The sequence below is a fragment of the Marinomonas sp. genome, from assembly GCF_039940335.1.
Taxonomy (GTDB): domain Bacteria; phylum Pseudomonadota; class Gammaproteobacteria; order Pseudomonadales; family Marinomonadaceae; genus Marinomonas.
Genome location: NZ_JBDVGW010000009.1, coordinates 25,339 through 41,733, shown reverse-complemented (window position 1 = coordinate 41,733; position 16,395 = coordinate 25,339). Strand labels below are relative to the sequence as shown.

The following is a 16,395-nucleotide window of genomic DNA, read 5'->3' as shown; positions in this document are numbered from 1 at the left end:
TAAATACAAATCCACAACCTTCCCTCCTTGAAAGCAACACATCCAATAAATGCTGATGACTAACCGTAGGTCCGCCTTCAGGCTGACGCGGAAATCATTTTGAAAATAAAGCATATTTTTCATTAGTCACACTTACCGATTATGTTTGAGTTAATCTTTGGATTGCATGTTTGCGCTTGATTGCCATCAATTCCGCCTTCGGCTAAAGCCGAACCTACAAGATTAGCTTCACATATACTGATGATCAACCGAAGGTCAGCCTTCAGGCTGACGCGGAAATCACGTTGAGGATAACGTAAGTTTTCATTAGCCACGCTTACGATGATGTTTGAGTTAATCTTTGAATTGCATGATTGCGCTGGACTACCATCAAATCCGCCTTCGGCTAAAGCCGAACCTACAAGATCAGCCTGATTTATACTAATGACCCACCGTAGGTTAGCCTTCAGGCTGACGCGGAAATCATGTTGACGATAACGTAAGTTTTTTATTAGCCGCGGTGACTGAAGATATTTGGGTTAATCTTTGAATTGCATGATGCGCTGGACTACCATCAACTCCGCCTTCGGCTAAAGCCGAACCTACAACATTAGCTTCACATATACTGATGATCAACCGTAGGTCCGCTTTCAGGCTGACGCGGAAATCATATTGACGATAACGTAAGTTTTTCATTAGCCGAGGTGACTGAAGATATTTGGGGAAATCTTTTGATTGTATGATTGCTATCAATTCCGCCTTCGGCTAAAGCCGAACCTACAAGATCAGCCTGATTTATACTAATGACCAACAGTGGGTCAGCCTTCAGGCTGACGCGGAAAACCTTTTGTAGATAACGTAAGTTTTTCAGCGAGTTTTCGTTCTGACCATTGAAACAAAGCAGGTTGTGATTATCCATTTACTTGCGCCTGTCTAGTAAATCCACAATCTTCTATATACGTTTCATGAATATTTGTTTGGTTTTGTCTTTCACCTCTAGTGATAGGTGGAATGGGTGTTGCCTATGAAACCAGTTGTATCGTACGTATGTTTGCGACTCTTTTAATAGCCTCTATCTGTCGCTAAAGCTGGACCAGCATAAGGCTAGGTTCGCTAAAATTGTGTTGGGCTGTGGTATCTGGGGGCATTTAACTTTAGCTGTATATAATTTAATTGCATTTATTTATAGAAAATATCGAAAACATGATTGACCCGGTGCCTCTATGAGGACTACAATCAAGTTCGTTTAAAAGAGTTGGCAATATTTATGTCCAGAGTTGCGAATAATACGTCAGTATGTTCGGTCCTGTTAAGTCATAAGTAATACCGAGTTTTTTTAGCACTATATCGTAGATAATATTTTCTACGAGTAAATTAACTTAATCTACAGGATAAACAGACATGTCTGACGTAGTTACTGGTACAGTAAAATTTTTCAACGAAACTAAAGGTTTCGGTTTCATCACTCAGGATCAAGGTCCTGACGTTTTTGTTCACTTCTCTGCAATCAACACTTCTGGTTTCAAAACTTTGGCTGAAGGCCAAAAAGTTGAATTCCAAGTAGCTCAAGGCAAAAAAGGCCCTGAAGCTCAAAACGTTACACCTTTATAAGGTAACGTTGCTGAGTTTTTTCTCAGCAGTGCGAATGCTAAAAAGCGACTTTTAAGTCGCTTTTTTTGTTTTTGTACATAGTGAACGTTATTTTAGATCTGTGCATTGAGATTGTTTCTGGAGGAAAATATGGCCGCCAAGTCGTTACAAGAGCAGCTATTAGGTGCTGGGCTTATTAATAAGAAAAAAGCTAACAAGTTAAAAGCAGAAAAACTACAACACAAGCAAAAGGTTAAAAATGGCAAAGCGGCACCTATCGATGACAGTGCTCGCCAAGCCGAACTTAAAAAGCAGCGCGAAGATAAAGCACAAAAAGACCGTGAGTTGAATCTTGAAAAGCAGAAACAGCTTGAGCATAAGGCTATACAAGGTCAAATCCGTCAGATGATTGAGCAGAACAAGATTCCTAAAGAAGAAGGGGATATCGCTTATCATTTTACGGATGAGAAAAAAGTTAAGCAGTTGTATATCAGCCAATCAATGCATAATGAGTTGAGTCGTGGTCGTTTAGCAATAGCTAAACTCGATGATAAGTATGAGTTAGTCGCAGAACCTGTAGCGCTTAAAATCAAGCAAAGAGACGAGAGTTACATACTGGTGTGCAACAATCGTGTAGAGGAGGCTGAGGATGAAGATGATCCTTATGCTGACTTTAAAATCCCTGACGATTTGATGTGGTAGTCCTTTATTTCATAGAAGTGGGCAAATTAATGTCCACTTTTGCGTTTTTTTCTTCCTGATATCCCATTTTCTCCTCCTACTTTCTGCCTTTTTGCACATTTCTCAAGTGTGTTTTTACGATTACATTGCACTATGTGTCGCTAAAGAGACATGTTTTAAGTCTTTTTCTTACACATTTCCTACTATATGTTTCTAACCCTATGATTTTATGGGAAATAAAAAATAAGCATTTGTCTTTATTTGATTTTATTTCCTTTTTATTTAACTTTTCTCAAAAATAAAGAACAGATAAAGATAAGACTATGCAAGTAAGCTCTAACTTATTGTCAATTTTGTAGAAATGTTTAGATTAAATGACTGTTGCTTGCATGTATCGAGCATTCATTAGAAAAAAAGTAAATTGCATCTATAAAGGGAAACGAGAATGAAAAAATCAATTATTGCTCTAGCTGTATCAAGCGCGGCTCTTGCTTCTGTTTCAGCTAATGCTGCTGAAGAAACGACTGTAGACCTTTACGGTAATATCCAATACGCGTACGGAGAAGGTTCTGGTGGTTCTTCTTTCGCTGACAATGGTTCTACTTTTGGTATCAAGGGTGAGACTAAAGTAAATGAAGATCTAACGGCTTTTTTCAAATATGAGCTTGAAGCTGATGCAGACGAAAAAAATAGTGATGTAAGTGTAGGTCTTGACCAAGCCTTTGTTGGTGTGAAAGGTGGATTTGGTACTGTTCAAGCGGGTACTTTCGATAGCATTTACAACAATGCAATCCAAGACTCTGTTGACCAGTTTGAATACCTAGGCTTTGAAAGCGCTTCAACTACAAGTGAAGGCGATACTGTTGCTTACTTCTCACCAAGCTTTGGTGGTTTTGAAGTACAGTTGTCAGCTCAAGCTAAAGGTGATGGCAATGTTAATGGTGATGTAAATTACGGTACTGCTGTAACATCTGTAATCAAATATTCTGTTGACGCTCTTACTGTTGCCGTTGGTTACGATTCTAACGATAACACTTCTGATGAGAATGCAACGACAGGTCTAAACATTGGCTTCGATGTACTACCTAATCTTAATGTTGGCCTTAAATACGAAAACGAAGATAAGACTCAGGATATCCTAGGTGTTTCTGCACGTTACGGCTATGGCATGGGTGATATCTATGGCTCATACCAAACTGTTGATCTAGATGCTGCATCTTCTAAAGATTACGATGAATATGGTGTTGGTATTACTTATGACGTCGCTGCAAACATTTATGTATACGGTGAAGTTGGTCAGTTCGGAGAATCTGAAGACTCTACTTCTGCAGTAGGTGTGTACTACGGTTTCTAAGATCGTTTAACGATTTTATTTACTCTAAGGCTTTTCGCACCTAAGTGCGAAAAGCCTTATGTTAAATACGATCATTCAAGGTTCCATATTTCTTCTTTAATAGCAGATTGTTGGAACATTCCTTGGCATCAGATGGCAACATCTGGTGCCTTTTTTTTTGGGTTTTCTGAGTTTCAATAAAGAACTTGATTGTTATTTGATCAAAACGTTAGACTTAATCGTTTACTGTTTATTGGGGTTGGCTATGATTAATATGGATTTTAGTGAATTTGTTTTAGTACATAGCGCCCAGCAAGAATGGCAATTAAGTCCAATGGCTGGCGTTTTGCGCAAGCCGCTAGCTCGAGCCGAAGCGGAAAGAGGTCACGCTACGAGTCTAGTTCAATACGAAGCAGGTTCATTGTTTCGCCCCCATCCTCATCCCTTAGGCGAAGAAATATTAGTGCTTGATGGTATATTTTCTGATGAAAATGGAGATTATCCAGCAGGAAGTTATTTTAGAAACCCGCCTGGAAGTAGTCATGCTCCCTATAGTGAGAAAGGGTGTCTGTTATTTGTAAAGTTACATCAATTTCAAGAAACAGATTTAAATTCTTGTATTAAAACACCTGCGCACTTTTGGTGTGGTAATGAGGCCGCAAGTGAGTTGCTTTATTGCTTTGGGCAGGAATCTGTTTGGTTGGTACGAATGTCTCCTGAGATTAATGTGCTCTCATTGTTAGATCTCTCAAGTTGTGTTGAAATTTTTGTTGTTTCTGGTGAGGCTGTTTATGATAATTTTGAACTTCAAACTGGTAGTTGGATGAGAGTGCCGAATTTTCACTGTGATGAGTGGCAGGTAAAGTCTTCAACTTTGTTATGGATAAAATCAGGACATTTTTAAGTTAAGGAGTACCCACTTAATGAGTAGTGCAGATATTGATTGTATTGTTGCCGAACAACAAAGAGTTTACTTGCCTGTTAAGGGGAGCGAGCAGCTTTTCCCTGTAGGACGAGTATATTGCGTTGGTCGCAATTATGCTGCTCACTCTCGAGAAATGGGTGATGACCCAGATCGAGATCCTCCATTCTTTTTTGCCAAGGATGCGTCTTGTGTTTTGCCAGTTGAATTTTCTAATCAGACAGACCTAGCTTATCCAATGGCTACTGAGCAGTTTGAATATGAAGTGGAGTTGGTTGTTGCAATTGGAAAAGGTGGTAACAATCTTTCTATTGAGCAGGCGCAAGAAAGCATTCTAGGGTTCAGTGTTGGTCTTGATATGACTCGTAGGGACTTACAAGCCCAAGCTAAGAAGAAAGGTCGTCCTTGGGAGGTAGGTAAGTCTTTTGATTTGTCTGCTCCAATGAGCCCAATAATCTTGAATAATCATGCTATTGCAAAAGACCTTACTAAGGCAGAAATCGTTTTGCAGGTAAACTCGGAGGTGAAGCAAAAGAGTGATATTTCTCACCTTACTTGGTCGATTGAAGAAGTCATTTGTAAGCTGTCTGAAGTCTTCGAATTGCGTCCTGGTGATCTCATTATGACAGGAACCCCTGAAAATGTGGGCGCTGTAAAGGTTGGAGATGTAATGGATGCCAGTATTGAGCATTTAGGTTCAATCAGTCTTAAGGTTACTGATTAAACGCATGAAAGCTATGCTGTAAGAGTTGTGTTTTAGGGTGTTGGCGCTTTTTTAGAAAGTGAAGCGCCACTTCAGCTGTACATAGGCCGGCATCTTTTTGGTTACGACGTTTACTAAAGACAGATGTTTCACCTTCAATTTGATAGTGCTTTAAGTCATGTAAGTAAGGTGATTGGTTATACATTTTTCGTGCTTGCTGCCAAGTACCATCAATCACAATGATGTGCTCAGCACTCAAGGCACCATCTTCGAGAGCTCGTTTAGTGGTGTCATCTGTTAAATACACTAAGATGGTTCTATCTTTTGGAAGTTCAAGAATTTCTTTTGGGGGGCAAACCCTTGACCAAGTGATGACCTCGCATTCTTCTATTAAGTGTTGCTTAACGAGCGGTCCTGTTGCACTTGGCTTTTTGAGTTCTTCGCTATGGGTGAGTAACCAAATTTTCATTGCAGTATCTTATTGCCCTAAAAAAAGCCCTGCGAAAGCAGGGCATGAATATTAGAGTTAAGCTTATAAGAAATTACTCTTTACTGACAGATCCAATTTTATGGATGGATAAATCGGCTCCATTAAACTCTTCTTCTTCGCTTAGGCGTACACCACTGATCGACTTGATAGCACCGTAGACGACTAAGCCACTAACAGTCGCAAATACAACTCCTGTAAAAGTACCTATAATTTGCGAGAGAAAGCTAACGCCGCCTAAGCCTGCAAAGCTCTCTAAGCCAAAGATACCTGCTGCTATGCCACCCCAAGCGCCACAGATGCCGTGTAGAGGCCATACACCAAGGACGTCATCTACTTGCTTGAACTTTTGTTGAATCAAGGTAAATAGCCAAGTGAATAGCGCGCCAGCGACTAGGCCCGTAACCAGCGCTCCAATCGGATGCATAATGTCTGAACCAGCACAGATTGCGACAAGCCCAGCAAGAGGGCCGTTATGAATAAAGCCTGGGTCATTTTTACCAAGTATCATCGCCGCAACGATACCACCAACCATCGCCATCAATGAATTGACTGCTACTAGGCCACTGATACCATCTAGGGTTTGAGCCGACATAACATTAAACCCAAACCAACCAATGCAAAGTATCCAAGCGCCTAGCGCAAGAAAAGGGATGTTGGATGGGGCAAAAGCAACGAGTTTGCCATTGCGGAAGCGGCCGTTACGAGTGCCAAGCAGTATAATTGCAGCCAGCGCAACCCAGCCACCGAAAGCATGAACAACGACAGAGCCTGCAAAATCATGAAATGGCGCGCCGTAAGTTGCTGTCAACCAATCCTGAAACCCATAGTTGCCATTCCAAATAAGGCCTTCAAAAAATGGATAGGCGAGACCGACAATAATAGCAGCGGAAATAAGCATGGGATAGAATTTTGCTCGTTCAGCGACGCCACCAGAAATAATCGCTGGTATTGCTGCAGCGAAGGTCATTAGGAAAAAGAATTTTACTAATGTATAGCCGTTTTGTTCAGCAAGACTGCTGGCGCTTTCAAAGAAATTGATTCCATAGGCAATTTGATAACCGACAAAGAAATAGACTAAGGCGGATACCGCAAAATCTGTCATTATTTTGACTAAGGCATTCACTTGGTTCTTATGTCGAACCGTACCGACTTCTAGAAAGGCAAAACCTGCATGCATGGCAAAAACCATGATTGCGCCTAATAAAATAAAAAAAGTGTTTGAGCTTGCTACCAGCATTTCTACTGCGCTTTGGGTTGATATCACGAAATGACTCCTAAAAATGCACCTGTACGGTGCTGATTGTTGTTTTTGCACTCTGTTAGAACTTAAATTCTGTCTTTTTGAGCTCTTTGCCAAGTGGGTCGCAATAATAAGCAAGAAACATTCCATTTTTGCTTTTTTATGGTGCGGACGTTTGTTTTTGGTGCTTTTTGTGTTTGTTTTTGGTGCTTTTTGTGTTTTGTTTTGGTGCTTTTTAATGAGAGGTTGAACAGAAGGTTAAGTTTTTCATGGTGCTACAAAGAAATATTATTTTTTATGTTTTTAAAATCTGGGTTTTTATTGGCTTCCTATTTTATTTTTAAGGCTTTATTATCATAAGAGTTAGTTTTATTTAATTATTCTAACTTTTATAAGATGGCAAAAGGCTTAATGACTTTTAGCTTAATGAGTAGTTTGTTCTACAAGAACAATTTAAATAAGAATTGAGGTTTGTATGTCAGGTCAGTTAGTTTCAGGTATTGTTAAGTGGTTTAACGACGAGAAAGGTTTTGGATTTATTGAGCAAGATGGTGGTTCAGATGTGTTCGTTCATTTTCGCGCAATTAATGGTACCGGTCGTCGTACTCTTCTAGAAGGCCAAAAAGTAAGCTTTGAAGTCACTCAAGGTCAAAAAGGCCCTCAAGCAGAGAATGTAACAATAGTTGAATAGCGTTTGCTTTCTTTGTTTAAAAAGCCATGTTTCATAAGCATGGCTTTTTTATGCCCGTAATGTAAGGACATGTTTGTGTTACCAGTATTATATTCATTTCGTCGTTGCCCCTATGCGATACGTGCGCGCTACTGTTTAGCCTTTTTACAAGTACCTGTAGTGCTAAGAGAGGTGGTTCTTAAGGATAAACCTCCTCAACTTCTAGCCTTGGGAGGTCGTACGACAGTTCCACAGTTGATCAATGTGGATGGTCAACGGTATGAAGAGAGTGCGGATATTATGCACTTTGCTTTGTCTCAAAGTGAGCTGAAAGGTCGTGTAGATCTGTTATGGCCAGCTGATAGAAGGCTGGCCTCTAAAATAAGTACTTGGATAAATTACAATGACAATCACTTCAAATATTGGTTAGATAGGTATAAGTATGCTGACCGCTATCCAGACCACAGCGAAGAGTATTATCGCAGTAAGGCTTGTATATTCTTAAAACGATTGAATTTGCGCTTAAGTCAGCAGGACTATTTATTGGGTAAAGATATGAGCTTGGCAGATATTGCTATATTTCCATTTATTCGTCAGTTTGCCGGAGTCAATGCTGCTTGGTTTAGTGCTAGTGAATATGATTCAGTAAAGGAGTGGTTGAAAGGCTTTTTGGATTCTAAGACGTTTGAATTAGTAATGAAAAAATATCCGCGATGGGAAAGTGAGCAGACAGAGGTTTTGTTTCCATAATAATAAAAAGGCGTACTTCCTATAACGTTAGAAGTACGCCAAGTTGTTATTAATCTATCAAGCCAAAGGTTACCCAGTATAAAAATCCTGGGTCTGCATCACTCGGTAAAGATAACGCTATAAAATCCCCCGACTCATCTAAATACTCTGTATCTGGGTAGTTATTTTGTAAAACACTGATATTTAGTTTCGCCAAATCATCTTGATTCAGGTCATAGTAAGATTGCACACTGATGGCTAAAGCCCTTTCTACTGACAAGCTACTAGGGTAATGCTCAATGACTTCTTGGCTACGTCGTAATGCCGATAACGGCGCTTTGCGTTTCAGATAATAAAACGCAACTTGAACTTCATGCTTGGCAATAATTTCACGTAAATGCTGCATTCTGGCCTTAGCATCGGGAGCGTATTGGCTATTTGGGTAGCGTGCCAACAAATCACCAAGTTCATTGAAGGATTGAGTAAACTCCTTTGAGTCTCTGTTACTTGGGTCTGTGTTTAGATAACGTGCGACTAAGGTCTGAGTGCCTGTATAGGTAGACAATGCACGCATATAGTACACATAGTCTAACAGCTCATGGCTTGGATGATTCTTAATGAAACGATCAGCAGAGGCGTGAGCGGCAATATATTCCCCAGCTTCGTATTGAGCGTAAATAAGATCCAGTTCAGCACGGGTGCTGTATTCTCCAAATGGATAACGAGCATCTAAATCTTTTAAGTGTTTAATGGCAGTAACCGGAAGCCCTTCTTCGATCGCTTGTTGAGCTTTGTCATAGTAAACCTGCTCAGGAAGGTCCGGTTCATGGACTGGCTTGCTAGAACAAGCGGCGACAAGTAAAGAAAAACTAATGATTCCTACGAATCGGAGCAACGAGTGATGAAATCCCATGTATAATAAAAACCTTGGTAAAGTAGTAGATTGGCCTCAATCGGCATTTGTAGCGTTATATTACGAAAAAAAATGAAGAACAAGGCGCTACACGTTTTTTTCACATTAGGTCCCTATGATACTTTCTAGAGACCTTGAACAACAAGCATAAGTACATTGTATGGCAGAGCGCATAGTAAAAGAAGCCCAGGTTCCGTTCGATTTAAGCGGAAATCGATTTGATCAAATTGCGGCAGAAATCTTCAGCGATTATTCCCGGTCGAGAATAAAAATTTGGATTAAAGAGGGCGAACTAAAAGTAGATGGCAAGGTAACTAAACCTAAAGAAAAACTATTTGGCGGCGAAGTTATTTCGCTAGATGTCTTGATTGAAGATCAAGAAGATCATGAAGCCCAAGAGATGCCATTGGATATCATCTACGAAGATGACGACATCATCATCGTAAATAAACCAGCAGGTTTAGTTGTCCATCCAGCTGTCGGAAACCGTGACGGCACCTTGATGAATGCAATTTTGCATCACGCTCCTGAGACTGCACACATTCCACGAGCGGGTATCGTCCACCGATTAGATAAAGAAACCACAGGTTTGATGGTAGTGGCAAAAACCTTGGCTGCACAAACGGATCTAGTGGCGCAACTACAAGAGCGCAGCATGGGGCGTGAATATGAAGCCATTACCATTGGTGTCATGACTGGTGGTGGAATTGTCGATGAGCCCATTGGTCGTCACCCTCATAATCGGCAGAAACAAGCGGTAGAGCCAGTAAATGGTAAAGATGCCGTAACACACTACCGTTTAGTGGAACGCTATAAAAACCACACTCATGTGCGTTTGAAGTTAGAAACGGGCCGAACGCACCAAATTCGTGTGCATATGGCGTTTATTCAGTATCCGTTAGTGGGTGATCCGCAATACGGCGGTCGCTTAAAAATGCCTAAAGCTTGCTCTCCTGAATTGCAGGAATCTTTACGTCATTTTCGTCGCCAAGCGCTACACGCGAAGAAGCTTGAATTGGCCCACCCAATCACTGGGGAATGGATGGAGTGGGAAATCGACTTGCCAGAAGATATGCAGCAATTACTCGCCTCTCTTAAAACCGATATGGTTGAATCGGGCAGTAACGATTCAGAATACTTCTAGCCAAAGCGACAATAACCACACTGCAGTCTCAGCTTTCTGGGGCTGCATCAGCTTCTTTTCTCACGAACTCATAAAACTTGAGTGTTACCTGTTTCTTTCTCTCCCTCTCCCTCGATATCATAGTCTATTCCACAAGTCTGCGTATTAGTAAAAAACGGGTAAAACAGTTGTCGGTATGACGCTTAAGTTGCTAATGTCTCTCATTACTTTTATCCATAATCTCGCCTTTAATAAGGTTCTACTATGACAAGTACAAAGCGTTTTTTAATGCCCGATTGGCCAGCTCCTGTAAACGTGAAGGCTTATGTTTCAACCCGCAAGGGAGGCGTAAGTGAGGGCGAGTTTGATTCCCTTAACCTTGGAGGTCATGTGGGGGATGAGCCGGATCATGTGGTCCAGAATCGTCATTTATTTGCTCAGGCTATTGCTATGCCAGACTCTCTTGTTTGGCTGAGCCAAGTGCATGGTACAGCTGTAAAAAAACTACCTTCTAGCTGTAGCGATGTCCCCTCGGATGCGGCCTTTACCGACATTCCGCAGCAGGTGTGTGCGGTCCTTACGGCGGATTGTCTGCCGGTACTTTTTTGTGACTTTGCTGGAACAAAAGTAGCGGTTGCTCATGCTGGCTGGAGAGGGCTTTGTGAAGGCGTCCTAGAGCAAACCTTGGCGGCATTTGAAGGGCAAGAAGTGATGGCTTGGCTTGGACCTGCTATAGGGCCAGAGGCATTTGAAGTAGGCTCTGAAGTGCGTGAGGCTTTTATTGAGAAAGATTCAGAGGCCGAGCAAGCTTTCACGCAAAAAGATAATGGAAAGTGGCTGGGGGACTTGTATCGGTTAGCCAAGCAGCGCCTTGCCTTGGCGGGCGTGACCAATGTATACGGGGGAGAGTTTTGTACTTATCTAGAAAAAGACCGTTTTTACTCCTATCGTCGTGATGGCAAAACAGGCCGAATGGCATCGGTGATTTGGATTGAGTGATGAACTCTCTTCTTGAATGATGGACTGTCAAAAAAATGACACCCTGCTATTGAAAAGTCACTTTTTGGGCTTATAAAAGACACAAAGAGTTACTTAACCTTATTCGTCGTCAGGAGGTCACCATGAGAATCGACCGTTTAACCAGCAAGCTTCAACTAGCCCTTTCAGATGCTCAATCTGTCGCCCTTGGGCATGATCATACCTATATCGAACCTGTGCATATTTTGATTTCTTTGCTGGATCAGCAAGGTGGCAGTGTGCGACCTATCTTACAACAAGCAGGGCTATCTGTAGGTAGCTTCCGTGAAAGTTTGAATGGTTTAGTGACGCGACTGCCGCAAGTGCAAGACCATGATGGCAATGTACAGATGTCTCCAGAAGTGGGGCGTTTGTTAAACCTTGCTGATAAAGAAGCGCAGAAACGCAAAGATCAGTTCATATCATCTGAATTAATGCTTATGGCTATGTTTGACGGTAAAGATGACCTAGCCAAAGCGCTTAAGGCTTCTGGCATAACCAAAGCTGATATCTCGACCATAATTGATCAAGTTCGTGGCGGCGATTCGGTTAACGACCCTAATGCTGAAGAGAATCGTCAAGCTCTGGATAAATACACGGTTGATGTGACGGAGCGCGCAGCCCAAGGTAAGCTCGACCCAGTTATTGGTCGAGATGATGAAATTCGACGAACCATTCAAGTGCTTCAACGCCGCCGTAAAAATAACCCTGTTTTGATCGGTGAGCCTGGGGTCGGTAAAACCGCCATAGTGGAAGGGCTTGCCCAACGTATCATTAATGGTGAGGTACCTGAGGGGCTAAAAAATAAGCGAGTCTTGTCGCTAGATATGGGTACCTTGATTGCTGGGGCAAAATATCGTGGTGAGTTTGAGGAACGTCTTAAAGCAGTATTAAGTGAGCTTTCTAAGCAAGAAGGGCAAGTCATCTTGTTTATCGATGAAATTCATACCATGGTCGGTGCCGGTAAATCAGAAGGCTCTATGGATGCCGGTAATATGCTTAAGCCTGCATTAGCTCGTGGTGAATTGCATTGTGTAGGTGCAACAACGCTCGATGAATATCGGCAATATATTGAAAAAGATGCCGCCCTTGAGCGCCGCTTCCAAAAGGTGTTGGTGGAAGAGCCAAGTGTGTTGGATTCCATTGCCATTCTTCGCGGTCTAAAAGAGCGTTATGAAGTGCATCATGGTGTTGATATTACAGACTCAGCTATTATTTCGGCTGCGAAACTGTCTCAGCGTTATATTACGGATCGTCAATTACCTGATAAAGCCATCGATTTGATTGATGAGGCCGCCAGCCGTATCCGAATGGAAATGGACTCTAAACCGGAGAATATGGATCGTTTAGAGCGCCGCCTTATTCAATTAAAAATAGAGCAGGAAGCCCTAAAAAAAGAAACAGACAAAGCTTCTAAGCAGCGTTTGCAGGAACTGTCAGACGAAATCTCTGAGTTGCAAAAACAGTTTAGTGATTTAGAGGAAATTTGGAGTGCGGAAAAAGCCGCGGTGCAGGGTGCGCAAAAGCTCAAAGAGGAATTGGAAACCGTTCGGCATGAGATGGAAGAAGCGCGCCGTGAAGGTAATTTGGCGAAAATGTCTGAATTACAGTACGGCATTATTCCAATGCTGGAGGCGGAAATTGAAAAGGCCAGTCAAATGGAAGAGACGACAGATATGCAGCTTCTTAAACGTCGAGTTACGGAAGAAGAAATCGCCACAGTCGTGTCTCGTTGGACCGGTATTCCAGTAGATAAAATGCTCACAGGAGAACGAGAAAAACTGCTTTCAATGGAAGGTGCTTTACATAAATCTGTTATTGGTCAGGAAGAGGCCGTTTCCGCTGTCTCTAATGCTGTGAGACGCTCGCGCTCTGGTTTGGCAGACCCTAATCGGCCTAACGGTTCTTTCTTGTTTCTAGGGCCTACAGGAGTGGGTAAAACTGAATTGTGTAAATCTCTTGCGCGTTTCCTGTTTGATACCGAACAAGCTATGGTGCGGGTAGACATGTCTGAATTTATGGAAAAGCATTCTGTTGCTCGTCTAATCGGTGCGCCGCCGGGTTATGTAGGTTATGAAGAGGGTGGTTATTTAACGGAAGCGGTACGTCGTCGACCTTATTCAGTGCTGTTGTTAGATGAAGTGGAGAAAGCTCACCCTGATGTATTTAATATCTTATTACAGGTATTAGATGATGGACGTTTAACGGACGGACAGGGCCGAACAGTGGACTTTAGGAACACTGTTATCGTCATGACTTCAAATTTAGGCTCAGACGTTATTCAGGATTTCCGTTCTAATGAGCAGTATGAAGACATTAAATCTCGAGTCATGGAGGTGGTGTCAGGGCATTTTCGTCCAGAGTTCATCAACCGTATTGATGAAACCGTAGTATTTCACCCACTGTTACAATCTCAAATTAAAGGTATTGCGAGTATTCAATTAGTTCACCTTAATCAACGCCTTGAAGAAATGGGGTTATCGTTAGAGTTGGACGAACAGGTTTTGGATAAATTGTCAGAAGTGGGGTATGACCCAGTTTATGGTGCAAGACCTTTAAAACGCGCGATTCAGCAATGGATTGAAAACCCATTAGCGAATGATCTTCTGTCAGGTAAATTTATAAGTGGAGATCAAATCAAAGCTCAGGTACAGGGCGAAGTGATTAGCTTCTCAAAATAGTATTGAACTTCTTGGGGAGAAAAATAAAAACCTCTAGCTTTTGAAGTGTCCAACTCTATGGGGTCACTTCACCTTTGTTGCTAGAGGTTTTTTTTGGTCTTGCTTAAATGTCTAGTGTTACACCAATAAAGTAACCAGAGGTTTTTGATTCAGTGTTTTTAACCTTTTGCTCAAGACTGCGGTAACCGGCTTCAACGCCTACAAGGAAAGGTGTGCTGTATTGAATTTTGAATGTTTCATCGTCTATGGTTGTGTCATCAAAAGATGAGATAACTTTTGATTCAGCTGCAAGAGTAATGCCCGTTCCAGGGATATCAATGGTCGCGGCTAAATACAGCATAGGGATGGCAGACTTGCTGACAGAGGTTGTACTACCACCTACATCGTAGTCCATTTCAAGATTACGGACAGTTAAACCACCCTCAATACCTACCCAAAGTAGACCTAGGCCGTAATAGCCTGTGATGTCTTTAGTCTCGATGTCTAGCTTAGCCGTTGAAGAAACGCCAGCAGTTGTGGATGTGCCTGTTGTGCTTAAGCTGAAGGCGTCTACACGGACATTCGGGATCAGAGGAATGAAGTGCTGAACGTCGGCACTGAAGTATTGCCCAGATTCGTCCTTAAGATCAAATACAGAGCTACTATCAGTCGTTAATGTATTTTCAGCTTGAAAGATACCAAATTCAGCATTGGCGCCAAGCAAATCGGCATAAGCTGTATTGGCGGTAAGCACAGCAGACACAGAGGCGAGTAAAAGGGCTTTTTTCATTTTCATAAATCCATATTTTAGAAACAGACAGGTTTAGACACATTATAGATAGTGTGCAAACAAAATCCAGATAAATAAAGAATGTGAAAAGGAGAAGATTTTCTGGCTGGGGTAGCAGGATTCGAACCTACGCATGACGGGATCAAAACCCGTTGCCTTACCGCTTGGCTATACCCCAATTATCGAATTGGTGGCTATGACTAGATTCGAACTAGTGACCCCATCATTATGAGTGATGTGCTCTAACCAACTGAGCTACATAGCCATGTCTGTGGCTGGGGTAGCAGGATTCGAACCTACGCATGACGGGATCAAAACCCGTTGCCTTACCGCTTGGCTATACCCCAACAGACACTCACAAAAACAGTTTTCGTAAAACGATCTGCTGTCTCTGTGGCGCGATATTATTCATATAACCCGTTAATGGGTCAAGTGTTTTTATGAAATTCTTGATATTAATTAAACATTGAAGCGGAAATGCATCACATCGCCATCTTTGACAATATAATCCTTCCCTTCTAGACGCCATTTACCCGCTTCCTTGGCGCCATTTTCACCCTTGTATTGGATGAAGTCTTCGTAGCCAACTACTTCTGCACGAATGAAGCCTTTTTCAAAGTCTGTGTGAATTACGCCGGCTGCCTGAGGGCCGGTCGCACCTTGCTTAACTGTCCAAGCGCGAACTTCTTTTACACCAGCAGTAAAATATGTCTGAAGGTTTAGAAGTTCATAACCTGCGCGGATAACGCGGTCTAGGCCTGGTTCTTCCATACCCATTTCATCAAGAAACTCTTTCATTTCTTCTGCGTCTAGTTCAGAAATCTCTGCTTCAAGTTGATTGCAGATAGCCACTACTACGGCGTTCTCAGAGGTTGCAATCGCTTTTACTTCGTCTAGGTAAGGGTTGTTTTCAAATCCATCCTCAGAGACATTAGCAATGTACATGGTGGGTTTAGTGGTCAATAGATGAAGAAGTTTAACTTCTTTTTTCTGATCGACTGTAAGGTCCATAGAGCGCACAGGCAAGCCGTTTTCTAAGTGCTCTTTAATGCTTTCTAGAAAAGCTTTGTGGGCAATGGCTTCTTTGTTGCCACTTTTTGCATTTTTACCGGTGCGCAGTAATTGCTTATCAATCGACTCAATGTCGGCAAAGATAAGCTCGAGGTTAATGACTTCGATATCTGCTTTTGGGTTTACGTGGTTAGAAACGTGGATAACGTTGTCGTCTTCAAAACAACGCACAACGTGAGCAATCGCATCGGTTTCACGGATGTTGGCAAGGAACTTGTTACCCAGACCTTCACCTTTGGAAGCGCCTTCTACTAAGCCTGCAATATCCACAAACTCCATGGTCGTCGCAAGTACTTTCTCAGGCTTGACGATTTCTGCTAAAGCGTCAAGACGAGGGTCTGGCATAGCAACAATGCCTGCGTTTGGTTCGATGGTACAAAAAGGGAAGTTCTCCGCACCAATACCTGCTTTGGTTAAAGCATTAAAAAGAGTGGATTTACCAACGTTAGGTAAGCCAACGATGCCGCAATTAAAACCCATAATG

The 16,395-nt window shown here is 42.0% G+C and carries 16 protein-coding genes and 3 tRNA genes; 10 read left to right on the top strand and 9 right to left on the bottom strand.

From position 1 onward, the window contains the following. Nucleotides 1-646: 646 nt before the first annotated feature. A complete protein-coding gene (locus ABJF92_RS06090; protein ID WP_446814923.1) occupies nt 647-898 on the bottom strand; it encodes a hypothetical protein in 252 nt (83 codons plus the stop codon). A gap of 482 nt (nt 899-1,380) precedes the next feature. Here ABJF92_RS06090 and ABJF92_RS06085 point away from each other — a divergent pair, with 482 nt between their 5' ends. The 5 genes from ABJF92_RS06085 (at nt 1,381) to ABJF92_RS06065 (ending at nt 5,229) form a co-directional block, all read left to right on the top strand. Then, entirely contained in the window at nt 1,381-1,590 is a 210-nt protein-coding gene (locus ABJF92_RS06085; protein WP_012071288.1) for a cold-shock protein, read from the top strand. 129 nt (nt 1,591-1,719) lie between these two features. Beyond that, complete coding sequence (locus tag ABJF92_RS06080; protein ID WP_446814922.1) at nt 1,720-2,271, top strand: DUF2058 domain-containing protein; 552 nt, start codon at nt 1,720-1,722, stop codon at nt 2,269-2,271. 424 nt (nt 2,272-2,695) lie between these two features. After that, the gene (locus ABJF92_RS06075; protein WP_446814921.1) at nt 2,696-3,604 is read left to right on the top strand and encodes a porin; all 909 of its coding nucleotides are present in this window, start codon (nt 2,696-2,698) and stop codon (nt 3,602-3,604) included. Between the two features lie 244 nt (nt 3,605-3,848). Further along, nucleotides 3,849-4,487: a cupin domain-containing protein gene (locus ABJF92_RS06070; RefSeq protein ID WP_446814920.1), complete on the top strand. Its 639-nt coding sequence runs from the start codon at nt 3,849-3,851 to the stop codon at nt 4,485-4,487. A gap of 19 nt (nt 4,488-4,506) precedes the next feature. Beyond that, nucleotides 4,507-5,229, top strand: a complete 723-nt coding sequence (locus tag ABJF92_RS06065) for a fumarylacetoacetate hydrolase family protein (RefSeq protein ID WP_446814919.1) — start codon at nt 4,507-4,509, stop codon at nt 5,227-5,229. On the opposite strand, the gene ABJF92_RS06060 is transcribed toward ABJF92_RS06065, so the two are convergent. Beyond that, on the bottom strand, nt 5,219-5,677 hold the full coding sequence (locus ABJF92_RS06060) for a tRNA-uridine aminocarboxypropyltransferase (protein ID WP_446814918.1): 459 nt from the start codon (nt 5,675-5,677) through the stop codon (nt 5,219-5,221). The two genes, ABJF92_RS06065 and ABJF92_RS06060, sit on opposite strands and share 11 nt — an antisense overlap. 73 nt (nt 5,678-5,750) lie before the next feature. Next, nucleotides 5,751-6,962, bottom strand: coding sequence for an ammonium transporter (locus ABJF92_RS06055; protein ID WP_446814917.1), 1,212 nt, complete (start codon nt 6,960-6,962; stop codon nt 5,751-5,753). Nucleotides 6,963-7,413: 451 nt separating this feature from the next. Between ABJF92_RS06055 and ABJF92_RS06050 the strand changes: the two genes are divergently transcribed. Both ABJF92_RS06050 and ABJF92_RS06045 read left to right on the top strand, forming a co-directional pair. Then, entirely contained in the window at nt 7,414-7,629 is a 216-nt protein-coding gene (locus ABJF92_RS06050; protein ID WP_445977763.1) for a cold-shock protein, read from the top strand. 69 nt (nt 7,630-7,698) lie between these two features. Then, a complete protein-coding gene (locus ABJF92_RS06045) occupies nt 7,699-8,358 on the top strand; it encodes a glutathione S-transferase (protein WP_446814916.1) in 660 nt (219 codons plus the stop codon). Nucleotides 8,359-8,407: 49 nt separating this feature from the next. Here the strand turns inward: ABJF92_RS06045 and ABJF92_RS06040 are convergent, their stop codons facing one another. Then, nucleotides 8,408-9,250, bottom strand: coding sequence for an outer membrane protein assembly factor BamD (locus ABJF92_RS06040; RefSeq protein ID WP_446814915.1), 843 nt, complete (start codon nt 9,248-9,250; stop codon nt 8,408-8,410). Between the two features lie 160 nt (nt 9,251-9,410). Here ABJF92_RS06040 and rluD point away from each other — a divergent pair, with 160 nt between their 5' ends. The 3 genes from rluD to clpB all read left to right on the top strand — a co-directional run bounded on the left by rluD (nt 9,411) and on the right by clpB (nt 14,071). Further along, nucleotides 9,411-10,394 carry a 23S rRNA pseudouridine(1911/1915/1917) synthase RluD gene (gene rluD / locus ABJF92_RS06035; RefSeq protein WP_446814914.1) on the top strand — a complete coding sequence of 328 codons (984 nt, stop codon included), beginning with the start codon at nt 9,411-9,413 and terminating at the stop codon, nt 10,392-10,394. 243 nt (nt 10,395-10,637) lie between these two features. After that, nucleotides 10,638-11,372, top strand: a complete 735-nt coding sequence (gene pgeF / locus ABJF92_RS06030; protein WP_446814913.1) for a peptidoglycan editing factor PgeF — start codon at nt 10,638-10,640, stop codon at nt 11,370-11,372. 122 nt (nt 11,373-11,494) lie between these two features. Further along, a complete protein-coding gene (gene clpB / locus ABJF92_RS06025; protein WP_446814912.1) occupies nt 11,495-14,071 on the top strand; it encodes an ATP-dependent chaperone ClpB in 2,577 nt (858 codons plus the stop codon). A 103-nt stretch (nt 14,072-14,174) separates the two neighbouring features. Here clpB and ABJF92_RS06020 read toward each other — a convergent pair whose 3' ends face one another. The 5 genes from ABJF92_RS06020 to ychF form a co-directional block, all read right to left on the bottom strand. Continuing rightward, nucleotides 14,175-14,840: a TIGR04219 family outer membrane beta-barrel protein gene (locus tag ABJF92_RS06020; RefSeq protein ID WP_446814911.1), complete on the bottom strand. Its 666-nt coding sequence runs from the start codon at nt 14,838-14,840 to the stop codon at nt 14,175-14,177. A 103-nt stretch (nt 14,841-14,943) separates the two neighbouring features. After that, nucleotides 14,944-15,018, bottom strand: a tRNA-Gln gene (locus ABJF92_RS06015). Between the two features lie 10 nt (nt 15,019-15,028). Further along, a tRNA-Met gene (locus ABJF92_RS06010) sits at nt 15,029-15,105 on the bottom strand. A gap of 7 nt (nt 15,106-15,112) precedes the next feature. Continuing rightward, nucleotides 15,113-15,187, bottom strand: a tRNA-Gln gene (locus ABJF92_RS06005). A gap of 112 nt (nt 15,188-15,299) precedes the next feature. Continuing rightward, a complete protein-coding gene (gene ychF / locus ABJF92_RS06000) occupies nt 15,300-16,391 on the bottom strand; it encodes a redox-regulated ATPase YchF (protein ID WP_446814910.1) in 1,092 nt (363 codons plus the stop codon). Between the last annotated feature and the right edge of the window lie 4 nt (nt 16,392-16,395).

Bases quoted from the DNA above. Each gene is read 5' to 3' on its own strand.
- ABJF92_RS06090 (WP_446814923.1), bottom strand. From the start codon at position 898: ATGGATAATCACAACCTGCTTTGTTTCAATGGTCAGAACGAAAACTCG.
- ABJF92_RS06085 (WP_012071288.1), top strand. From the start codon at position 1,381: ATGTCTGACGTAGTTACTGGTACAGTAAAATTTTTCAACGAAACTAAA.
- ABJF92_RS06080 (WP_446814922.1), top strand. From the start codon at position 1,720: ATGGCCGCCAAGTCGTTACAAGAGCAGCTATTAGGTGCTGGGCTTATT.
- ABJF92_RS06075 (WP_446814921.1), top strand. From the start codon at position 2,696: ATGAAAAAATCAATTATTGCTCTAGCTGTATCAAGCGCGGCTCTTGCT.
- ABJF92_RS06070 (WP_446814920.1), top strand. From the start codon at position 3,849: ATGATTAATATGGATTTTAGTGAATTTGTTTTAGTACATAGCGCCCAG.
- ABJF92_RS06065 (WP_446814919.1), top strand. From the start codon at position 4,507: ATGAGTAGTGCAGATATTGATTGTATTGTTGCCGAACAACAAAGAGTT.
- ABJF92_RS06060 (WP_446814918.1), bottom strand. From the start codon at position 5,677: ATGAAAATTTGGTTACTCACCCATAGCGAAGAACTCAAAAAGCCAAGT.
- ABJF92_RS06050 (WP_445977763.1), top strand. From the start codon at position 7,414: ATGTCAGGTCAGTTAGTTTCAGGTATTGTTAAGTGGTTTAACGACGAG.
- ABJF92_RS06045 (WP_446814916.1), top strand. From the start codon at position 7,699: ATGTTTGTGTTACCAGTATTATATTCATTTCGTCGTTGCCCCTATGCG.
- ABJF92_RS06040 (WP_446814915.1), bottom strand. From the start codon at position 9,250: ATGGGATTTCATCACTCGTTGCTCCGATTCGTAGGAATCATTAGTTTT.
- rluD (WP_446814914.1), top strand. From the start codon at position 9,411: ATGGCAGAGCGCATAGTAAAAGAAGCCCAGGTTCCGTTCGATTTAAGC.
- pgeF (WP_446814913.1), top strand. From the start codon at position 10,638: ATGACAAGTACAAAGCGTTTTTTAATGCCCGATTGGCCAGCTCCTGTA.
- clpB (WP_446814912.1), top strand. From the start codon at position 11,495: ATGAGAATCGACCGTTTAACCAGCAAGCTTCAACTAGCCCTTTCAGAT.
- ABJF92_RS06020 (WP_446814911.1), bottom strand. From the start codon at position 14,840: ATGAAAAAAGCCCTTTTACTCGCCTCTGTGTCTGCTGTGCTTACCGCC.
- ychF (WP_446814910.1), bottom strand. From the start codon at position 16,391: ATGGGTTTTAATTGCGGCATCGTTGGCTTACCTAACGTTGGTAAATCC.